18 protein-coding genes are annotated in these 20,012 nt (G+C 69.0%); 6 read left to right on the forward strand and 12 right to left on the reverse strand.

Going from position 1 to position 20,012, the window contains the following annotated elements:
• Positions 1 to 404 precede the first annotated feature (404 nt).
• From Q9R22_RS02275 to nadC, 4 genes are read left to right on the forward strand one after another with little or no spacing between them, the layout of a single operon-like run.
• Complete coding sequence (locus tag Q9R22_RS02275; RefSeq protein ID WP_131332094.1) at positions 405 to 1,112, forward strand: NrtR DNA-binding winged helix domain-containing protein; 708 nt, start codon at positions 405 to 407, stop codon at positions 1,110 to 1,112.
• On the forward strand, positions 1,109 to 2,440 hold the full coding sequence (nadA, locus tag Q9R22_RS02280) for a quinolinate synthase NadA (RefSeq protein ID WP_131332093.1): 1,332 nt from the start codon (positions 1,109 to 1,111) through the stop codon (positions 2,438 to 2,440). The genes Q9R22_RS02275 and nadA overlap by 4 nt, the downstream gene beginning before the upstream one ends.
• 3 nt (positions 2,441 to 2,443) lie before the next feature.
• Positions 2,444 to 4,222, forward strand: a complete 1,779-nt coding sequence (locus Q9R22_RS02285; protein ID WP_131332092.1) for an L-aspartate oxidase — start codon at positions 2,444 to 2,446, stop codon at positions 4,220 to 4,222.
• Complete coding sequence (gene nadC, locus Q9R22_RS02290; protein WP_131332091.1) at positions 4,200 to 5,099, forward strand: carboxylating nicotinate-nucleotide diphosphorylase; 900 nt, start codon at positions 4,200 to 4,202, stop codon at positions 5,097 to 5,099. The genes Q9R22_RS02285 and nadC overlap by 23 nt, the downstream gene beginning before the upstream one ends.
• Here nadC and Q9R22_RS02295 read toward each other — a convergent pair.
• Complete coding sequence (locus Q9R22_RS02295) at positions 5,096 to 5,428, reverse strand: cupin domain-containing protein (protein WP_131332090.1); 333 nt, start codon at positions 5,426 to 5,428, stop codon at positions 5,096 to 5,098. The genes nadC and Q9R22_RS02295 overlap by 4 nt on opposite strands.
• A 44-nt stretch (positions 5,429 to 5,472) precedes the next feature.
• Here Q9R22_RS02295 and Q9R22_RS02300 point away from each other — a divergent pair, with 44 nt between their 5' ends.
• Positions 5,473 to 6,936, forward strand: coding sequence for a cysteine desulfurase family protein (locus tag Q9R22_RS02300; protein ID WP_242670545.1), 1,464 nt, complete (start codon positions 5,473 to 5,475; stop codon positions 6,934 to 6,936).
• 96 nt (positions 6,937 to 7,032) lie between these two features.
• Here the strand turns inward: Q9R22_RS02300 and Q9R22_RS02305 are convergent, their stop codons facing one another.
• Together Q9R22_RS02305 and Q9R22_RS02310 are read right to left on the reverse strand one after the other, a co-directional pair.
• A complete protein-coding gene (locus Q9R22_RS02305) occupies positions 7,033 to 8,010 on the reverse strand; it encodes a D-glycerate dehydrogenase (RefSeq protein WP_131332089.1) in 978 nt (325 codons plus the stop codon).
• 179 nt (positions 8,011 to 8,189) lie between these two features.
• Positions 8,190 to 8,810, reverse strand: a complete 621-nt coding sequence (locus tag Q9R22_RS02310) for a superoxide dismutase (protein WP_035962724.1) — start codon at positions 8,808 to 8,810, stop codon at positions 8,190 to 8,192.
• Positions 8,811 to 8,972: 162 nt separating this feature from the next.
• On the opposite strand from Q9R22_RS02310, the gene Q9R22_RS02315 reads away from it, so the two are divergent.
• Entirely contained in the window at positions 8,973 to 9,602 is a 630-nt protein-coding gene (locus Q9R22_RS02315) for an N-acetyltransferase (RefSeq protein ID WP_131332088.1), read from the forward strand.
• An 87-nt stretch (positions 9,603 to 9,689) separates the two neighbouring features.
• Here Q9R22_RS02315 and Q9R22_RS02320 read toward each other — a convergent pair whose 3' ends face one another.
• From Q9R22_RS02320 to Q9R22_RS02360, 9 genes are all read right to left on the reverse strand, one after another.
• Positions 9,690 to 10,298 (reverse strand): hypothetical protein, encoded by a 609-nt coding sequence (locus tag Q9R22_RS02320; RefSeq protein WP_131332087.1) that lies wholly within the window; start codon positions 10,296 to 10,298, stop codon positions 9,690 to 9,692.
• A 415-nt stretch (positions 10,299 to 10,713) separates the two neighbouring features.
• Entirely contained in the window at positions 10,714 to 12,678 is a 1,965-nt protein-coding gene (locus tag Q9R22_RS02325) for an amylosucrase (protein WP_131332086.1), read from the reverse strand.
• 512 nt (positions 12,679 to 13,190) lie between these two features.
• Positions 13,191 to 14,177, reverse strand: coding sequence for an ABC transporter substrate-binding protein (locus Q9R22_RS02330; protein ID WP_085108219.1), 987 nt, complete (start codon positions 14,175 to 14,177; stop codon positions 13,191 to 13,193).
• Positions 14,174 to 14,851: an ABC transporter permease gene (locus tag Q9R22_RS02335; protein ID WP_131332085.1), complete on the reverse strand. Its 678-nt coding sequence runs from the start codon at positions 14,849 to 14,851 to the stop codon at positions 14,174 to 14,176. Before Q9R22_RS02335 ends, Q9R22_RS02330 begins: the two co-directional genes overlap by 4 nt.
• Positions 14,848 to 15,651, reverse strand: a complete 804-nt coding sequence (locus Q9R22_RS02340; RefSeq protein ID WP_242670543.1) for an ABC transporter permease — start codon at positions 15,649 to 15,651, stop codon at positions 14,848 to 14,850. The genes Q9R22_RS02335 and Q9R22_RS02340 overlap by 4 nt, the downstream gene beginning before the upstream one ends.
• On the reverse strand, positions 15,648 to 16,814 hold the full coding sequence (locus Q9R22_RS02345) for an ABC transporter ATP-binding protein (protein WP_131332084.1): 1,167 nt from the start codon (positions 16,812 to 16,814) through the stop codon (positions 15,648 to 15,650). The genes Q9R22_RS02340 and Q9R22_RS02345 overlap by 4 nt, the downstream gene beginning before the upstream one ends.
• Before the next feature lie 28 nt (positions 16,815 to 16,842).
• Entirely contained in the window at positions 16,843 to 17,496 is a 654-nt protein-coding gene (locus Q9R22_RS02350) for a DUF421 domain-containing protein (protein WP_165489759.1), read from the reverse strand.
• A 3-nt stretch (positions 17,497 to 17,499) separates the two neighbouring features.
• The gene (locus tag Q9R22_RS02355; protein ID WP_396415659.1) at positions 17,500 to 19,464 is read right to left on the reverse strand and encodes an ABC transporter ATP-binding protein; all 1,965 of its coding nucleotides are present in this window, start codon (positions 19,462 to 19,464) and stop codon (positions 17,500 to 17,502) included.
• 29 nt (positions 19,465 to 19,493) lie between these two features.
• Positions 19,494 to 19,979 carry a MarR family winged helix-turn-helix transcriptional regulator gene (locus tag Q9R22_RS02360; RefSeq protein ID WP_098053845.1) on the reverse strand — a complete coding sequence of 162 codons (486 nt, stop codon included), beginning with the start codon at positions 19,977 to 19,979 and terminating at the stop codon, positions 19,494 to 19,496.
• Between the last annotated feature and the right edge of the window lie 33 nt (positions 19,980 to 20,012).

Here is a 20,012-nt window from a genome sequence, read left to right on the forward strand (position 1 = left end):
AGCAGTCCGCTACGGTCGCGAGATCCTCTCCCGGGCCGGCGTCGAACACTCGGACCTGGACGCCAGCTACGGCGCGGTGGGGCCACCTCCAACGCGACGGACTCGACGGCCGTGGGGGACGACGGCAACCGCGACGGCACACGGTAGCAGGCATCCCGAGCGTTCGACCCCTCGCCCCGACGGCGTCGGCGACGGCGCGCGGCAAGCCGGGCCCGCCGACACACTCCCGCACCCGATGGTCTCCTGGCATCCCCGGGGAACGGGACCCCCGCTCGGTGGACCGCCCTGCTCCCTGCTGGGTGAAGCATCCCGTCGCACTTATGGTCATAACGACTTTAGCAAGTTAGAGTCATCTTGACACTAACGATCCGGCCCCGCGGGGCGTCGAAGACCGGGGAGCCGCCATGACCGATCAGCGCGTGCTGCTGGCCGTGTCCACGGTGATCTTCACGGTCCGCCCCACGGGCGAGAACAGTGCCCACGAGCTGTGGTTACCCCTGGTCCGCCGGATTCGCGATCCCTACCGCGGCATGTGGGCTTTGCCGGGCGGTCCATTGCGATCCACTGAAGATCTCGAGGACTCCGCCCTGCGCAGCCTCACCCTGACCACCGGGTTGGCCCCCACCCACCTGGAACAACTGGCCACGTTCGGCGGGCTGACCCGCTCCGCCGGGGCCGAAGAACGCCAGGTCACCGTGGTCTACTGGGCCTCCCTCCCGCCACAAGAGGCCGCGATGGGCGAGAACGACCTCAACGTCACGTGGCTGCGCGTCACCGACCTGCCGGACCTCGCGTTCGACCACTCACTCATCGTGGCCCACGCCCTGGAACACCTGCGCGGTCGCATCGCCGAGCCAACCGTGGCCCGGGCGTTCCTGCCGGAGACGTTCACGATCGCGGCCCTGCGCGAGGTGCACGAAGCCATCATCAGCAAAGCCCTGGATCCCCCCAATTTCCGGCGCCACGTCCTGTCCTCCGGCCAGCTCCGAGACACCGGCGAGCGCCTCGCCGGCGCCCGGCACCGCCCTCCCACGCTGTACCGCTTCGCGGCGGCCGAACCGCCCGGACTCTTCCGCCCATCCCCGTCAAACCGTACCGAGGAGACCCCATGACCTCCGTGGCCACCCGACTCACGCTGCTACCCACCCGCCCATCCGGCACCGCGGCGACCCTTGAGGGCGGTTCGTGCAACGCCGCTCTCACCCAGGACCCGTGGGAGTTCCCCGCCCCGCTCTCGGCGGGTTACGGCCCGGGTGCTTCCCAGGACGACGCCGCTCCGGCCGGCTCCCCCGCGCAGCCCACCATTCCGCAGCGCTACCGGGATGCCTCCCCCGAGGAACTGGACGCCATGATCACGGCGGCCAAGAAGACTCTGGGTGAGCGCGCCGTCGTCATGGGGCACTTCTACCAGCGGGACGAAGTGGTCAACCACGCGGACTTCATCGGTGATTCGTTCCAGCTCGCGCAGCAGGCCAAGGCGCACCCGGAGGCGGAAGCCATCGTGTTCTGCGGTGTGCACTTCATGGCCGAGACGGCGGACATCCTCTCCCGGGGCGGCCAGTCCGTGATCCTTCCCAATCCCGCTGCGGGGTGCTCCATGGCGGACATGGCGGACGCGGATTCCGTGGAGGAGTGCTGGGCGGATCTCATGGACGTGTTCGGCCCCCACGCCACGGACGCCCACGGCCGGACGATCATGGGCGAGGACGGCGAGCCGCTCGCCTCCGTGATCCCCGTGACCTACATGAACTCGTCCGCCGCGCTCAAGGCGTTCTGCGGTCGCAACGGCGGAATCGTGTGCACGTCCTCGAACGCGCGGACCGTGCTGGACTGGGCCTTCGGCCGCGGCCAGCGCGTGCTGTTCTTCCCGGACCAGCACCTGGGTCGCAACACCGCCAAGGCCATGGGTGTGCCGCTGGAGCACATGCCCCTGTGGGATCCCCGCAGGGAGCTGGGCGGCAACACCGCGCAGGTCCTCCAGGATTCCCGCGTGATCCTGTGGCACGGCTTCTGCTCCGTCCACAAGCGCTTCACCGTGGGCCAGATCGAGAAGGCCCGCGCGGAATACCCCGGCTGCACCGTGATCGTGCACCCCGAGTCCCCCATGGAGGTCGTGGACGCCGCCGATTCCTCGGGCTCCACCGACCACATCCGCAAGGCCGTGGAGGCCGCGGAGCCGGGGCAGACGTTCGCGATCGGTACCGAGATCAACATGGTCAACCGTTTGGCCGCGGAGCATCCCGAGCACACGATCTTCTGCCTGGATCCCGTGATCTGCCCGTGCTCCACGATGTACCGCATCCACCCGGGCTACCTCGCGTGGGTCCTGGAGGAACTCGTGGCCGGTCGCGTGATCAATCAGGTGTCCGTGGCCGAGGACGTCGCACGGGAGGCGTCCGTAGCTCTCGAACGCATGCTCGCCGCCGTCCCGAGGGCGTGAGGCATGACTGACGTCCTGGTCATCGGCACCGGGGTCGCCGGTCTCAGCGCGGCCTTGTCCGCGGCGGAGGCCGGTGCCCGCGTCACCGTGGCCACCAAGGCCGCACTCACCCACACCGCGACCGATCGCGCCCAAGGTGGGATGGCCGCGATGACCGGCTCCCTCCCCGGCGGAAACCCCGCGGATTCGGTACGGCTGCACGTCCAGGACACCCTGGTGGCTGGTGCGGGCTTGTGTGATCCGCTGGTGGTGCACGGGGTCATCCGGGACTCCGCCGCGGCTGTTCGCGACCTCACAGACCACGGCGTCGCCTTCGACCACGTGGCCGGCCCCGACTCCCCGTGGGTGCAGGGCCTGGAGGCTGCGCACAGCATCTCGCGCATCCTGCATGCCGGGGGCGACGCCACGGGACACGCGATCCAGGAGGCCCTGTCCGCTCGGACACGCGAGATGGCCCACGGGGGACATATCCGTCTGCGCGAATACACACTGGTCACGGACGTCATCGTGGTCGGTGACCGGGTCGTGGGCTGCACCGTCCGCCCGGTTCTCCACGGCGGAGAACTGGGCGACGAGGAGTTCCTCCCCGCGGACCACGTGGTGCTCGCCACGGGTGGCGCGGGTCAGCTGTATCCGTGGACGACCAATCCCCAGGTGGCCACCGGGGACGGCATCGCACTGGCCCTGCGCGCCGGTGCCCAGGTGCGTGACCTGGAGTTCTTCCAGTTCCACCCCACCGCAATGGCCGCTCCGGGTTCGTTCCTGATCTCCGAGGCGGTCCGCGGTGAGGGAGCGGTACTGCGCGATCAGCACGGCCACCGCTTCATGACCGATGTGGACCCCCGCGCGGAACTCGCTCCCCGGGACGTGGTGGCGCGCGCGGTCTTCGCGGCGCGCACGGCATCCGACGGTGGCGCCGCATACCTGGACTGCTCCACGATCCCCGTCCCGCCCGGGCTGACCCGCGCCGAGTTCCTGGCCCGCCGGTTCCCGTCCATCCACGCCGAACTCGCGAGGCGAGGCATCGACTGGTCCACCGAGTGGGTCCCCGTGAGCCCCGCCGCGCACTACCTCATGGGTGGCATCGCCACCGATGCGCTGGGCCGCACCACTGTTCCCGGACTGTGGGCCGCCGGGGAATGTGCCCGCACCGGCATGCACGGGGCCAACCGCCTGGCCTCGAATTCCCTGCTGGAAGCCACGGTCCTCGGCCGCAGGATCGGCGAACTGCTCGCCGGTCCGGGGGAACCCGCGGACGCGTCGCCCGTGGCCCTCTGCAGCGAACCGGAACCGCGCGTGCTCGATGAGGCAACGGCCCACGTCCAGCCCCGCCTGGCAGACCGAAACGACCCGCTGCTCAGCACCAGGCCGTATTCCACGGGAAGGGAACCGTCCCCGACGGACTCGGCCGGCGCCGAACCGTTCTCCCGCGCAGGCCTGCAGCAAGCCATGTGGCAGGGCGCCGGGGTGTTCCGCACCGCCGAGGGCCTCAAACGGGCGAAGGCGCGGCTGGAAGGCTGGCTCGCGGCGTCGTCGTCGGACGAGGAGGATACGGCGGCGGCCCCTGGAACCCTGGCTGAAGCGGAGGACCGGAACCTCCTGACCGTGGGGCACGCGCTCGTATGCGCCTCGTTGGCTCGCACCGAATCCCGCGGGGCCCATCAGCGCGTGGACCACCCGGCCACCGACCCCCGCCTGGCCACGAGCACCGCATGGATCGCCTCCGGATCCGCAGCACCCACCCCCGAAAGGACAGACCATGCTGACGCGCTCAGCCGTTGAAGTCGTGATTCGTGCGAGCCTGGCCGAGGATGCGCCGTGGGGTGACATCACCTCCGAGCTCGTGATCCCTGCCGCGGCGACCGCCACCACCACGATCACCTCGCGGGAAGCAGGAATTTTCGCGGGAGAAGAGATCATCCGGACCGGCTTCGCCACGGCGGACTCGGGCCTGGAGGTCACGCTCCACGTATGCGATGGTGACCCGCTGACCCCCGGAACCGCCATCGCGACCATCACCGGCCCGGCGCGACCACTGCTGAGCGCCGAACGCACCGTGCTGAACCTCGTGCAGCGGATGTCCGGGATCGCGACGCTCACCGCCCGGTACGTGGCCGAGGTCGAGAAGGCCGTGGCAGAGGTGGAACGCGCCAACAACCTGCCCGCCGGGACCATCACGCGCACCCGCGTGACCGACACCCGCAAGACCACCCCCGGACTACGAGCGCTGGAGAAGCACGCGGTGACGTGCGGCGGCGGCAACAATCATCGATTCGGCCTCTCGGACGCCGTGATGCTCAAGGACAACCACCTGGCCGTGCTCACCGCGGACGGTACCTCCGTGACCCACGCGCTGCGCGAACTGCGCAAGAAGCTGCCGCACACCACGCACGTTGAGGTTGAGGTGGACCGGCTCGATCAGATCGAGGACGTCCTGGCCGGCGGGGTGGACACCATCATGCTGGACAACTTCGCCCACTCGGACCTGATCAGCGGCGTGGCCGTGGTGGACGGTCGCGCCATCGTGGAGGCGTCCGGTGGCATCACGCTGGAGACCATCGGCAGGGTGGCCTCCACCGGCGTGGATGTCATCTCCGTGGGCGCGCTCACCCATTCGGTGCGCGCATTGGACCTGGGTCTGGACGTGGCCGTGGACTAGCCCTTGTTCACGAGCGTCAGCAGCACCACGGAGTCCTCGGGCGCGTGCAGAGAGTGACGCTGCTGCGGGATCACGGCGTACTGGGCAGGACCGAGCTGCACGGATTCGTCGCCGGCGACGAGCTCCACCCGGCCCGTGATCACCTGGATCGTGGCCTCGCCCGGGTTCTCGTGTTCCTTGAGGTCCTGGCCCTCGGCCAGCGCGATCATGGTCTGCTGCAGCGTGTGCTCGCGGCCGCCGTTGAGGTGGTGGGCGGAACGCCCGCTGGACGCCTCGCGCGCCTCGGTGAGCATGTCCTGGGCAATGGTGGTCAGCGTGTTTTCTTCCATGGTTCATCTTTACAGTCCGGCTCATCGCCCGTCACGGGCACGACATGTCCGTCATCACGAGAGGTCACATCATGATCTACCTGGATCACGCGGCGACCACCGCCCCGCGCCGCGAAGTGCTCGAGGCCATGTGGCCGTGGTTGACCGGCGGGTTCGGTAACGCGTCCAGTCATCACGAGCGCGGCCAGCGCGCCGCCCGCGCCCTCGAGGACGCCCGCCAGCGCGTTGCCGCGGTCCTCGGGGCCCGCCCGGGTGAGATCATCTTCACCTCCGGCGGTACCGAGGCGGACAACCTGGCGGTCAAGGGCATCGCCCTGGCCCGCCGGGAGCGGCAGCCTTCGCGTCACCGCGTGCTGGTCAGCGCCATCGAGCACGACGCCGTCCTGGAATCCGCCCGCGCACTCGCCCGGCACGACGGTTTCGAGACGCTCGAACTGCCCGTCGATCCCTCCGGTGCGCTCTCCCCCGACACCTTCCGCGCCGCCCTCGTGTCCGACGACGCCGCTCGCACCCTCCCCGACCGTGCCGCCCCTTCCCGCGGCGTCGCCTCCCATGCCCCTCCCGGGAGCAGCAGCGCCTCCGATCCGACCACCGTGGCCGTGGCGTCGGTGATGCTCGCCAACAACGAGGTGGGGACCGTCCAGGACATCCGCGCCCTGGCGGAGATCGCGGCGGAGTACGGGGTTCCACTGCACACGGACGCCGTGCAAGCGACCGGCACTCTGCCGCTGAACGTCGAAGACCTGGGAGTGGCCGCGCTGACGCTGGCGGGACACAAGATCGGCACGCCGCCAGGGATCGGCCTGCTGTGGCTCAAGCGCGGCACCCCGCTGCGCCCGCTGCTGAACGGCGGCGGTCACGAGCGCGGGCGCCGTTCAGGAACCTCCACCGTGGCCGGCGCCGTGAGCCTGGCGGTGGCGCTGGAGCTGGCCGAGCGAGAACGGGTGGCCTACGCGGCCCGCTCGACAGCCCTGCGTGACCGACTGATCTCGGGCATCCTGAACTCCGTACCGGACGCAATCCTGACCGGCCAGGATCCTCGGAACGTTGTGGGCGGCCTCGGCAATGGCGGTGCCACCCCGGCCACTCCGGACGGCCCGGCTGCGTCCGCGGAACCGGCCGTTTCCGTCGACCCGCCAGCCTCGATCACCTCCGACGGCCTCATCCCGCCGGCCGGCCGTGCGACAGCAACCGTCGGAGCGACGTCGGGACGGAACGGGATCACGCGACTACCGACCAACGCGTCCTTCTGCTTCCCGGGCGTCAATGGCGAAACCGTCCTGGTGGACCTCCAGAACCTGGGGGTGCTCGTGTCCTCGGGCTCGGCGTGCGCGGCCGGTTCCAGCGAGCCCTCCCACGTGCTCACGGCCCTGGGGATCCCCGCGGAGCTCGCCACCACGTCGGTGCGGTTCAGCCTGGGCCGCGAGACGACCGAGGCCCACGTGGACAGCGCCGTCCGCGCCACCGCGCAAGTGATTGCCCACCTCCGCGGCGAGCACGCACTTTGACCGGTGTTCCCACCCGCGGCCACACCGATGTCGGCGTGACGCAGGGCCGCTCGTGGTGAGTTCACGCTCCGCGCGACGCCCCGAGGGGGCGGGACGCTACGGCGTCACCTCGTACGGCGGCTTCTCACCGCGGGCCATGGCCACGGCGTTCTCCGCGGCCTTGCGAGCCATCCCCGCCCGTGAGCTCACTTCTGCGGAGCCCACGTGCGGCAGCAAGAACGCGTTGGGCAGATCGGCCAGCCCGTCCGCGAGCTCGGGTTCGTTCTCGAACACGTCCAGACCGGCCGCGAAGATCTCCCCATCCCGCAGCGCCGAAACCAATGCATTTTCATCAACCACGGGGCCGCGGGCGGTGTTCACGAGCACCGCGGTGGACTTCATCCGCCGCAACACGTCCGCGTCGACCAGGTGCGTGGTGTCCTCGGTGAGCGGGACGTGCAGCGAGAGGTAGTCACTCGTCTCGACCAGTTCGTCCCACGGCACCTGGCGCACCCGCCCGGCCAGGTCGTCCAGCTCGTCGTCGGAGACCGCGCGGTCCTCGGGCGGGCGCTGCGTGAAGATCACCGTCATGTCGAAACCCAGTGCCCTGCGGGCCACGGCCTTACCGATCCTGCCCATGCCCGCAATCCCCAGGGTGGCCCCGGTGACGTCCTGACCGACCAGCAGTTTGGGCCCGATCCCCGTGAACTTCCCGTCCCGCAGGTACTCGGCGGCCTCGTGGGCACGCCGCGCGGCGCCGAGCAGGAGCAACACGGCGGTGTTGGCGGTCGCGTCATTGAGGACGTCCGGAGTGTTGCCCACGGCGATCCCGTGTTCGGCGGCCGCCGCGACGTCGATGTTGTTGTACCCCACCGCGTAGTTCGCGATCCCCCGGATCCGCGCCTCGCTCAGCAGCTCTGAGTCGAACCGGTCGGAGACCTGCGAGACCACCACGTCGTACTCGCCACCGGTCACTGCCTCGCGCAGTTCGTCCGCGCTCATCCCGTCCCGGATCTCGACGTCGCCCGCGTCCTCCAGGATGGACGGCCCCGGTTCGGGGATCTCACGGGTGACCAGGAAACGCGGTGTCTTCATGAACTCTCCTCGGGTACGACACGCACCGACTCATGCGGCACGGACCGGGCGGGCGGGCGTGGGAGGTGGGGAGCGGCGTCGGCGGCGGCCGCCCGGAGGAACACGAAACCCCGCGCGGCCACGAGAACTGCCGTGCGGGGTTCCGAGGCACCCCGTGGGGTGCGGACTTCACATTCGGATCAGATGAGGGACTTGGCGCCGCCGCGAGCCTTCTCGAAGCGCTCGGCCACGTCCGCCCAGTTGACGATGTTCCAGAACGCCTTGACGTAGTCGGCCTTCACGTTCTGGTAGTCCAGGTAGAAGGCGTGCTCCCACATGTCCAGCTGCAGCAGCGGGATGGTGGCCACGGGCACACCGTTCTGCTGGTCGTACATCTGCTCGATCACCAGGTTGCCGGCGATGGGCTCGTACGCCAGGATGGCCCAGCCGGAGCCCTGGATGGTGGTGGCCACCGCGGTGAACTGGTCACGGAAGGCGTCGAAGGAACCGAAGAAGTTGTCGATCGCCGCGGCGAGCTCGCCCTCGGGCTTGTCGCCACCCTCCGGGGAGAGGTTCTTCCAGAAGATGGAGTGGTTAATGTGGCCGCCCAGGTTGAACTGGAGGTCCTTGGAGAGCTTGGCGGCACCGGCGGCGTCGCCGTTGGCGCGGGCCTCCTCCATCTTCTCGAGCGCGGTGTTGGCACCGGTCACGTAGGTGTTGTGGTGCTTGTCGTGGTGCAGCTGCATGATCTGGGCCGAGATGTGCGGCTCGAGCGCTGCGTAGTCGTAGGGAAGATCGGGGAGAGTGAACTTTTCAGCCACGGTGAATCATCCTTCCTTTGCGGGTGCGTGATGCTTCAACTGTCCGTCGCTGCGGTTCGGCGGGTCAAGGACGTTCAGCCACTAGCGTATGTTTCACGGAGCCCGTCATCTTCCGTCACAACCGGTGCGTTGCCGCCCGGGCCGTGACCTATCCTCGGGCCCATGTCCACCCCCGATACCGCCCTGGAGGTCACCGCGACCGCGACCGGTTCCGGCGGCGCCACCGCGAGCGCCCACGCGCCGTCGGCGGCCCGAACCGGCGAGGGCGACCCCGCGGGCCTCGAGATCGCGCGCGCGCAGGCTGTGCACGCGCAGGGCATCGTGAACCTGCGGGACCGTCTGGCGCGGTGGTTGCAGGGCCGGGGCATCGACCAGTGGCGCGAGGGCGAGTTCGACCCCGCCGAGGTGCGCCGCGAGATCGACCGCGGCGAGTGGTGGGTCGTGGAATCCCCGGTGCAGCCCGGCCTGATCCTGGCGAGCATCCGTGTGATCTGGGCGGATCCTGAGATCTGGGGCGAGCAGCCGGAGCCCGCCGGTTACACCCACGGGGTCGCGGTGGACCGCTCGCTCGCGGGCACCGGCACGGGTGCCCGGCTGATCCGCACCGCAGAACGGGTGATCGTCGAGTCCGGACGGAGCGTCTCCCGCCTGGACTGCGATGACGACAACCCGGTGCTCAAGCGTTTCTACACGGGTCTGGGCTACACGCCCCGCGGTGCCGTGGATTTCGCCGTCCCCCGGTTGGATTACCGGGTCACGGTCATGCGCATGGAGCGCCGCCTCAGCCCGTAATCCGGTGCCCACGCGCGCCGCGGGACACCCCCCGTTGGTCCCGGTGGCGTCCGCGCAGCTCTCAGTAGTAAGCGCGTTTCGAGCGGTTCACGCGCGTTGCGCGCGTCGCCGCCCCGTGGCCTTGCGGTGCGTTCCCGCGTGCCTGCCGTGGGCAGCAGCCCGCACGCCGTGGCCGGTGCCGCGAGAGGGATGCTCGGTCGACGACGTCGCCAGCTCGCCCGGCTGCCCCGCGGCCAGATCCCGCCGCATGCGTTCCAGCCCCTGGGCAAGTCGGCGATGGGCCATCATCCGGGCCCACGGGCGCTTCCACCACAACCCCCCGCGCAGTCGGAAATCCGCGCGCAGCTGGACGGTCACCCCCGAGCTCGTGGGCTGCCACGTGTACTCCAAGATCATGTCCGCGAACCCCTTGGTGGTGCGCAGCATGAGCGATTCACCGGGCACGCGGTCCGCGACGATCATGACGTAGTCGAACGTGAACGGCCCCACCGGAGCGTCGAACTCGATTGCCGAGCCCACGGGCAGTTGATCGTCCGGGGACGTGGGCCACGTGACGTGGATCCCGAACCATCGGCCCATCCCCCTGGGCCTGCCCAGGGCCAGATCGAACTCCTGGGCGGTGACCGCCACGTCCTGCTCCACGAGCAGCGAGAATCCGTGGTCGGTGGAATCGACCTCGGAGATGCGAACAGACATGTTTCCCCCTTGGTGCGTGCTTCCCCCCATGGCGTTCGTCCCACCGAACACCAACTACACGCGAGTAACTTACGACGCTCAGTCTGATGCAAAGACGACAAGCCGTCACTCCGCCGGGGGAAGTGTGACGCGTCCACAAGAGGTGGAGAAAAGTTATCCACAGGGGTGGAAAAGTCTGTGCACAATTCGAACACAGTTTCGACGCACACACCCTGGGCAGGCGCGGTAACGGCAGAAAACGACGCATGACCAGGGTAAATACCGAACAAGCGTCTGGCCAACCGGGTCGAATGACAGTCGTGTGACTTATCCACTCCTGTGGAGAAACGTTGTGGATAACGCTCACTGCCCGCTTATCTGCGTTGAGTTACCCCCTTTTAGGGGGCAGTTATGTGACGCTGTGATTTCCGCGGTGTCAGGAGGTGGGAATCACGCGCAGCCACCGAAAACCGTGAGCCTCCACCAGGATCCCCCCGCGCAGGTCCACCCGCTCGTTCTCGTGCAGCATGGTCGCCGAGGGCAGGAAACCACTCAGCGTCTCACCCGTGACGAACTGGGGCCAGTCGCTGAAGTTCGCCAGGCACAGCACCACGCTGTGCTCGCCGGGACGTTGATAGCCCAGGACATGGCGGTTGTGCGTGATGAACGGGATGAGCGCGGTGCCCTCGAACTCCGGGGTGGCACGGCGCACCGAGATCATCCCCCGGATCCCGCCGAAGATCCGCCCCTGCACCGAGAACAGGTCGTGGCGGCGTTCGTAGTCGTCGCGGGGGTAGCGCGGGCGATGGACCCAGCGGGCGTCGTCCGCGGCGTCCGGGTTTTCGTCCCAATGGACGTCGTTGCGCTGACCCACCTCGTCACCCAGGTAAAGCAGGGGGACTCCGCCGGTGCTCATGGCCAGCGAATGCGCCAGCAGGATCCGGTCCACGGCCGGACCCGGCTCGGTCTCCAGACCCAACAGGGACGCGGTGGTGCCGCAGATCCGGCAATCGCCCGTGCGGGGGTTGCCCTGGAACGCCACGCCGTGCGCGAAGCTACCGGGGTGGCGCCCGGTGTAGAAGGCGTTAAGGAAGCGGCGGTGGTCGTGGCCATCGACACCCAGGCGAGCGGCGTCGTCGTCGGAGAACGTCCACCCGATGTCGTCATGGCCGCGCACGTAGTTGACCCACGCGGTGCCCGCTGGCGTCTCGTGACGTTCGGCGAGCGCGGCGGAGAGCAGGGAGACATCCCGGGTGGCCATGGCCTCCCATGTGAGGGCCATCTGCAGGGGGTTGTAGGACAGCGCACACTGGTCCGGCTGAACGTAGCGGATGACCTCGTCCGGGTGGACGATCGCCTCCGACTTGAACTCCACGGCCGGGGCGGCCAGGGCCGTCACGGCGTTGAACGCGCGCAGCAGATCGTGGACCTGTGGCTGGGACTCGCACGAGGTGCCGAGTTGCTTCCAGATGAACGCCACGGCGTCCAGGCGCAGCACCTGGGCCCCCTGGTTGGCCAGGAACAGCATTTCCGCGGCCATGGCGTGGAAGACGTGTGGGTTGGAGTAGTTGAGGTCCCACTGGAAGCGGTGGAACGTGGTCCATACCCACCGGGGATCCGGGTCGTAGGGGCTCGCGTCCCGTCCCGCCGGCGTGCTGTCCACGCGCGTAAACACCCCGGGGTGGTCGTCCGGGAAGATCTCCCGCGCGGTGCGCTCGAACTCGTCCGGCACGGTGCGCTCCGAGTACATCCAGTAGAAGCGTTCGTAGAACGGGTCCCCGGCGGCCGCGGCCCGGGCCCACTCATGCTCGTTGGAGGTGTGGTTGAACACGAAGTCCAGCACCAGGGCGATCCCCTGGGCCCGCAGTTCGGCCGCCAGGTCCGCGAGCTCCGCCATGGTCCCCAGCTCCGGGTCCACCCGGCGGTAGGAGGACACCGCGTACCCCCCGTCCGAGTTGCCGGCGGGGCTCTCGTAGAGGGGCATGAGGTGCAGGTAGGTCAGCCCGAGTTCTTCGAAGTACGGGATCTTCTCCCGGATCCCCGCGAGGTCCCCGCCGTAGCGGTCCACGTAACACACCCCGCCCACGGCCTCCCGGGACGTGAACCACGGCAGTTGGTCCTCGCGGCGGCGGTCCAGGTCCTTGAGGTCCCGGGGGCGCTGCACATAGGCCTCCCACGCGGTGAGGACGGCGCGGGTCACGGTGTCCCAGATACCGAGCCCGGGTCCGTAGACCGCGTGCAAGGAGGTGATCAGACGGTCCAGCTGACGGCTGAGCCGGCCAAGGAAGACGGTGCGTTCCTCGGGGGTCGCGCGCGTATCCAGCGCGAGATGCTCCCGCACCGATTCGAGTACGTGTTCGCGATCGGTGGTGTCCCGGGGGATCGAGGGTTCGGACAGCACGGGAATGCCTCCTCGGTTGACGCACGTCACGTGCGTGGGGAGTCATGGTGCCCGGGATCCCCCTTGATGCCGAGCTCGGATCGACCGCCTCCGCGTTCCCGCGGGCCGGTTGCGTCCAGGATACGGGCGCGGTTGCACTCGACGCTCAGGTGACGTCCGCGTGACTCGTCCCCGCACCCCGTATTCACCCCACAGGTTGTGCACAGAGTTATCCACAAGTGTGGAAACCATGGCGCGTTCCCGGGTGGGCCACGTGGGGCGATACCTCTGAAACCCCAGGTCAGAGCGATATGACGCGAATCCCCAGCGGGTGTGGACAAGCCTGTGCAGAACCGCGCACACGGCCGTGGAGAACGCGCTCGGCCGGACGCGGATGAACGGAACATGACGAACGCCCGGTGCTTCCCCATGCGGGGAGCACCGGGCGTTCCCACCCCGTGGGGTGGATTCCGGACGTCACCAGGTGACCCTGACGGCGGTTCGTCGGCCGGCGTCGCTGCGGGTGTCGCGGATCAGGAGGCCTTCTCGTACCCGTGGTCGGAGAGCCACTGCTTGGCGGCGTCCGCGGGGTTCTGCTGCTGGTCCCCGCTGACCTTGCGGTTGAGGTCGATCAGGTCCTGGGTGGTCAGCTTGGTGGAGAACTCGTTCAGCGCGTCCACCGCGTTCTGCGGCAAGCGGTCCGGGGCGGTGAGCGGGAGCACCTGCTGGGCGATGAAGTTGTTCTTGGGGTCCTCGAGCACCGTGAGGTGCTGGTCCTGGATGGCCGGGGTGGTGGTGAAGATGTCCGCCACCTGGGCGTCGTCCTGGGTCAGGGCCTGCACGGTGAGGGGGCCGCCGCCGTCGTTGATGGGCTGGAAGGATTTGAAGGAGCAGTCGTACTTCTGCTTCAACCCGTCCACGCCGTAGGCGCGTTCCTGGAACTCCGGCGGGCCAGCCATGATCAGGTCCCCGCACACCGAGGAGAGGTCCTCGATGGACGTCAGACCGTACTTCTCCGCGGTGGCCTGTGTGACCACCAGGGCGTCCTTGTTCTCCGCGCGGGAGGGGTCGAGCACCGAGAGCTGCTGGCCCTCCAACGCGGAAGGCAGTGCCTTCATGATGTCCTCGGCGGAGGCCGCGGTGGCGTCCTTGTCCGCGAAGAGCAACAGGTTCCCGGAGTAGTCCGGGACCACGTCCACGGAACCGTCCTTGACGGCACCCACGTAGGCCTCGCGCGCGCCGATGCCCGGCTTGGTCTCCACCGTGACGCCCGCGTCCCGCAGCACCCCGGCGTAGAGCTCGGCGATGACCTGCGACTCGGGGAAATCCGCAGAGCCCACGGTGACGGCGTCCGAGGAGCCGCCTGAGGCGGCGTCGCCCGAGTTCTCCGCGAGCGGGTCGGAACCGCCGCCGCACGCGGTGAGGGCGAACACGGCCGTGGCGGTCATGGCCGCCCACGCGGCGGGGCGGAGGGCACGGCGCGCAGCGCGCGTGCGCTGCGTAGAGGGGGACGGTGTCATGGTCGATCTCCTGCCAGTCTGAGGCCCGGCGACGTCACCAGGCGTTGTACGAGAGCGAGTACTGCATCCGCGGCCAGTGCGAGCACGGCCACGAGTACCACGGACGCGAGCATGCGCGCGTAGTCGCGCACCGCGAGCCCGTCGATCAGATAGCGGCCCAGACCGCCCAGGTTGATGTACGCCACGATGGTCACGGTCGCGAGCACCTGCAACGCGGCATTGCGGATCCCGCCCAGGATCACCGGCAGCGCCACGGGGATCTCCACGCGCGTGAGTACCTGACCCTCGGTCATGCCCATGGAACGGGCGGCGTCCACGAGCGCCGGGGAGACCGCGGCGACCCCCGAGTACGTGCCCGAAAGGATGGGCGGGATGGCCAGCAGCACGAGCGCCAGGATGGGGGGCATGAGCCCCAGCCCCATGAGCAGCGTGAACAGGCTCAGCAGACCCAGGGTGGGCAGCGAGCGCAATGCGCCGGCCAGGCCCACGATCACGCCGCCGCCGCGGCGTGTGTGGCCCACCCACAGGCCCAGGGGCATGGCGATCGCGAGCGCGATCCCCATGGTCAGCACGCTGTAGCCCACGTGTTCGAGCAAACGCTGCGGGATCCCGGTGGCTCCGCTCCAGTTGGCGGGGTCGGTCAGGAACTGCGCGGCTTCCGAGAACAGGTTCACGCGCAATCACCCCGGGCTTCCACCGCGGCGACGGCGCCCGCGCCGCCGGGCGCACCGGCCACGGAATCGCGGCCCTCGGGGTCCCCGCCCCCGGGCCGGTCGACTCGGCCGTTAGCGCTGTCGTGCCGCGCCGCGCCGGCACGACGCCGCTCGCGCGCCGTCGTGGTCCCCGTACGCTGCCAGCGGGTCAGGACATGGCCGAGTAGACGCAAGAGCTGATCCAGCACGATCGCGATCAGCACGGTGGCCACGATGCCCACCACGATCTCCGAGACGATTGAGCGGCGCAGCCCGTCCGTGAACAGGGTGCCCAGGGACTGGATGCCGATCACGGCGCCCACGGAGACCATGGAGATGTTGGAGACCGTGGCCACGCGCAGCCCCGCGATCATCACGGGCACCGCCAGCGGCAGTTCCACCCCGAAGAAGCGGCGCACGGGTTTGTACCCCAGCGAGGTGGCGGCCTGGAGGACATCTCGGTCCAGGGACTCGAACGCGTCCACGCACGAGCGCACCAGGATTGCGATCACGTACAGGGTCAGCGCCACGATCACGTTGACCACGGACGTGATGCCCGTGCCCAGGATCAGCGGCAGGACCACGAACAGGGTCAGCGAGGGGATCGTGTACAGCAGTGACGAGCCCGTGACGAACACCGGGCGCAACCAGCGTCTGCTCGTGGCCAACCGCGCAAGCGGGACGCTGACCAGCAGGCCCACGACCACGGGCACGATGGACTGGATCAGATGCGCGCCGGCGAGGTCCAGGACCGTGGACCAGTTGTTCGACAGCCAGTTCACGAGCGTTCCGACCTGTCGTAGCGCGCCGAGCGCTGCTCTTCGATCGTGCGCATCACGTCTTCGCCGGGCACTACGCCCGCCACGGAGCCGTCGCGGTGCACGGCCACGGCCTGCCCGGACGGGGAGGACAGGGCGGCGTCGAGCGCGGTGCGCAACGACCCGCCGTCGTGCCACAGGGTCCCTCCCACACGCAGTTCCTCGCGCGCGGCCGGTTCTCCGGACGCCGTCACGGGCAGCCAGCCCAGCGGGTGGCGGCGCTCGTCCACCGCGAGCACCCAGTCCGACGACGACACCGCCCCCGCCGCCTGCCACGGCGCGGGGTCCTCGCTGCCGGGGCCCACCAGGAAGCGCTCGCCGGTGTCCACGACCAGGACCGTGACGGGCTGCAGTGCCACGGAGGCGTTGTCGAAGCTCAGCGAACGGAACCCGCGGTCACGGCCGATGAAGTCCGCGACGAAGTCGTCCGCGGGGGCTCGCAGCAGTTCCTCCGGGGTCGCGTACTGCGCGAGCCTGCCCCCGCGCGCGAACACGGCCACGCGGTTGCCCAGCAGGATCGCCTCGTCGATGTCGTGGGTCACGAAGATGATGGTGCGGTGCAACCGCTTCTGCAGGTCCAACAATTCGCTCTGCAGGTCCTGGCGCACCACGGGGTCCACGGCGGAGAACGGTTCGTCCATGAGCAGGATGGGCGGATCCGAGGCCAGCGCACGTGCCACGCCCACGCGTTGTTGCTGACCTCCGGACAACTGCGCCGGGTACCGGGTGGCCACGGACTCGTCCAATCCCACCGAGCCCAGCAACTGCCGGGCGTGCGCGCGGGACTCCCGTTTGGACACCCCGTTCAGCCGGGGGACCGTGGCGATGTTGTCCTCCACGGTCTTGTGGGGCAGCAGACCCGATTGCTGCATCACGTACCCCATGGAGCGGCGCAGCTTGGCGGCCGGGATGCTCGCGACGTCCTGACCGTTGACCTCCACCGTCCCCGAGGAGGGCTCCACCATGCGGTTGAGCATCCGCAGGGACGTGGTCTTGCCGCAGCCGGATGGGCCCACGAACACCGTGAGGGAACCCGCGGGAACGTCCAGGTCCAAGTTATCCACCGCGGCCGTACCGTCCGAATAGACTTTGCTCACCCCGCGGTAGCGGATCGCCAGATCGGTCATGGGGCCGTATCCCTTCGTAGCCGTGGTTTCATCCTAACGGCGCAAAACCATCGGTGAGCGGACCATTTCCAGATTCGTGACGGTTCACCCGGTGGAGCCGCGTGGTGTTCCCCCCTGCGTCCTCGGTCAGGAACTCCTCCGGGATCCGGTCCGCCCCGGCCACGTCCGCGAGGATCCGGCGGTCGATGGGAACCCCCCGGCGCAGCACACTGATCCCGCCCCCGGGTTCGTGCAGCACGCACGCCACCTCGCGGTAGGAGCGCACCCCCGCCCGACGCAGTGCCCCGTTGAGTTCGGAATGCGTGATGTGGGCGCGACGCAGGGCGTGCTCGTCCACGCGGTCACCGATCATGAGCAGGCGGGCGGGTGAATTGAACACGCGCTGCCACCGAGCCCGCGTGCCCAGGTGGCCGAACACCACTTCCAGCAAGAACAGGGTGCCCAGTCCCAGCACACCGCTCATGAGTGTCGGCGGGTGCCCCAGGATCACGCGCCCCGCCACGGCACCCAGCATCACAGTGATCACCACGTCGAACGTGGACATGGCCGTGAGCACCCGCTGGCCGAAGATCCGCACAAAGACGAGGAATGCCACGTAGATCCCCACCGCGGAGAGCACCACCACGATCGCATGGGCGGACGTGATCCCCAGTTCGGCACCCAGACCCTCCCAGGACGGCATGCCTCAGCCCCGGCCCGTGCCGCGTTCCAGCGACGCCGACGACGCCGGCCCGGCGCCTTCCTTGGGCCGGGCGGCGTCATCGAGCTGGGTAGCGGCGTCGTCATTGCGGCCCGCCGCGAACTGCGTGGCGTGCAGCTCCGCGTAGCGGCCAGCGCGTGCGAGCAGTTCCTCGTGGGAACCGCGCTCCACGATTCGGCCGGCCTCGATCACGAGGATCTGGTCCGCCTGGCGGATCGTGGACAGCCGGTGCGCGATGACCACGGCGGTGCGCCCGGACATCGCCTCGTCGAGTGCCGCCTGCACGTAGGCCTCGTTCGTGGAGTCCAGGGCGGAGGTCGCCTCGTCCAGGATCACCACGCGGGGTTGGGCCAACAGCAAGCGAGCGATCGTGAGGCGCTGGCGCTCCCCACCCGAGAGCCGGTAGCCACGCTCCCCCACCACGGTGTCCAGACCGTCCGGGAGGGATTCGATCACGTGCCGCAACCGAGCGCGCTCCAGGGCGTTCCACAGCTCGGCGTCCGTGACCCCCTCCCGGGCCACACCGAGGTTCGCGCGGATCGTGTCGTGGAACAAGTGCCCGTCCTGCATGACCATTCCCACGGAGCGGCGGAGGGATTCAAAGGTCGTGTCCCGCACGTCCTGGCCGCCGAGCCGGACCGCGCCCGAGTCGACGTCGTACAACCGCGCGACCAACTGCGCGATCGTGGACTTCCCGGCCCCGGAGGACCCCACAAGGGCCACGGTATGGCCGGGTTCCGCCCGGAAGTCGATGTCGTGCAGGACTTCCTCGCCGCCGCGCGAATCCAGGACGGCCACGTCCTCGAGGGACGCGAGCGAGACCTTGTCCGCAGAGGGGTAGGAGAAGCGCACGTGATCGAACTCCACGGCCACGGGCCCCTCGGGCAGGGCACGCGCCTCGGGGCTCTCGGTGATGAGAGGCTTGATGTCCAGGACCTCGAACACGCGCTCGAAGCTGACCACCGCGCTCATGATGTCCATGTGGGCGTTCGCCAACATGGTCAATGGGGTATACAACCTGGTCAGAAGCATGCCCAGGGCCACGACCGATCCCGCGTCCAGGTGGCCCAGAAGGGCCTGCGCTCCGCCCACGCCGTACACGAGCGCCAGTGCGAGGGCGGAGACCAGGGTCAGGGCGGTGACGAACGTGGTCTGCAACATGGTCGCGCGGATCCCGATTCCCCGGACGTCGTTCGCGCGGGCGGCGAACTCCCGCGATTCCTGTGCGGGATCGCTGTAGAGCTTGACCAGGGTGGCGCCACCGGCGGAGAACCGCTCGGTCATCCGCGTGGACATCTGGGCGTTGTATTGGGCGGAGCGACGCTGCAACGCGGCCAACCGGCCACCCATGGCCCGGGCGGGGATCAGGAAGATGGGCAACAGCAGCAGGGACAGCGCGGTGACCTGCCACGAGATGGTGACCATGACCCCTACGGTCAGCACCAGGGACACCACGTTGGACACCACACCCGACAGGGTCCCGGCGAACGCGCGCTGCGCGCCGATCACGTCCGTGTTCAGCCGGGACACGAGAGCCCCGGTGCGCGTGCGGGTGAAGAAGGCGAGCGGCATGGTCTGCACGTGGTCGTACACGGCGGTGCGCAGATCGTAGATGAGCCCTTCACCGATCCGTGAGGACTGCCACCTGTTCAGCAGGGACAGTCCAGCGTCCGTGATGGCTACCGCCGCGATGGCCACCGCGAGCCACACCACCACGGAGACGTCGTGCCCGCCGGTGATCGCATTGACCACCCGCCCGGCCAGTACGGGCGTGACCACACCCAGAACGGCCAGGGCCACCGACACCAGGACGAACGCCAGGATCGCGTGGCGGTGGGGACGCGCGAACGTGATGATGCGTCGCACGGTTTCACCGCTGATCTTGCGGCCCTTGTTCTCCTGCCCCTTCATGGTCCGCCACATGGCCATGTGGGCGCTCTGCATACTCACGCTCGCAACTGTATCCCCGGGTCAGGGAATCACGCGGGGCAGTCCAGCCCCATGGCACCGCGGGTATTGGAGCCGCGGTTGAGGGCGCGGCCGATCTCACTGAGTTGGCCCACCTGTTCGGGGGCCAGTCGGTCGAAGACGATTTCCCGCACATGACGCACGTGGGCCGGAGCAGCCTCACGCAAACGTTCGAGTCCCACGGGGGTGATCTCCGCGATCACCACGCGGCGGTCGTCCTGACGGCCCGCGCGAGTGACCAGCCCGTCTTTCTCCATCCGCGCGACGATTCGCGAGAGCCGGGACTGGGACGTGTTCGTGGCCGTGGCCAGAGCGGACATCTTGTGCCGGTGGTCCGGGGCTTCGGACAGCATGGCGAGCACCAGGTATTCCGCGAGTGACATGTCCTCCTCGCTGCGCAACTGCCCCTCCACGGCACCCGGCAGGCGGAACATGATGGAGACGAGCGCGAGCCACGCTTCCCGCTCGTCCTCTGACAGCCACTTGGTCTCTTCCATACTCACGAGTGTAGTGAGCATATATTGACGCAG

Origin of the sequence: Kocuria sp. PD6 (assembly GCF_031844145.1) — a bacterium.
In the GTDB taxonomy this organism is placed as follows: domain Bacteria; phylum Actinomycetota; class Actinomycetes; order Actinomycetales; family Micrococcaceae; genus Kocuria; species Kocuria marina.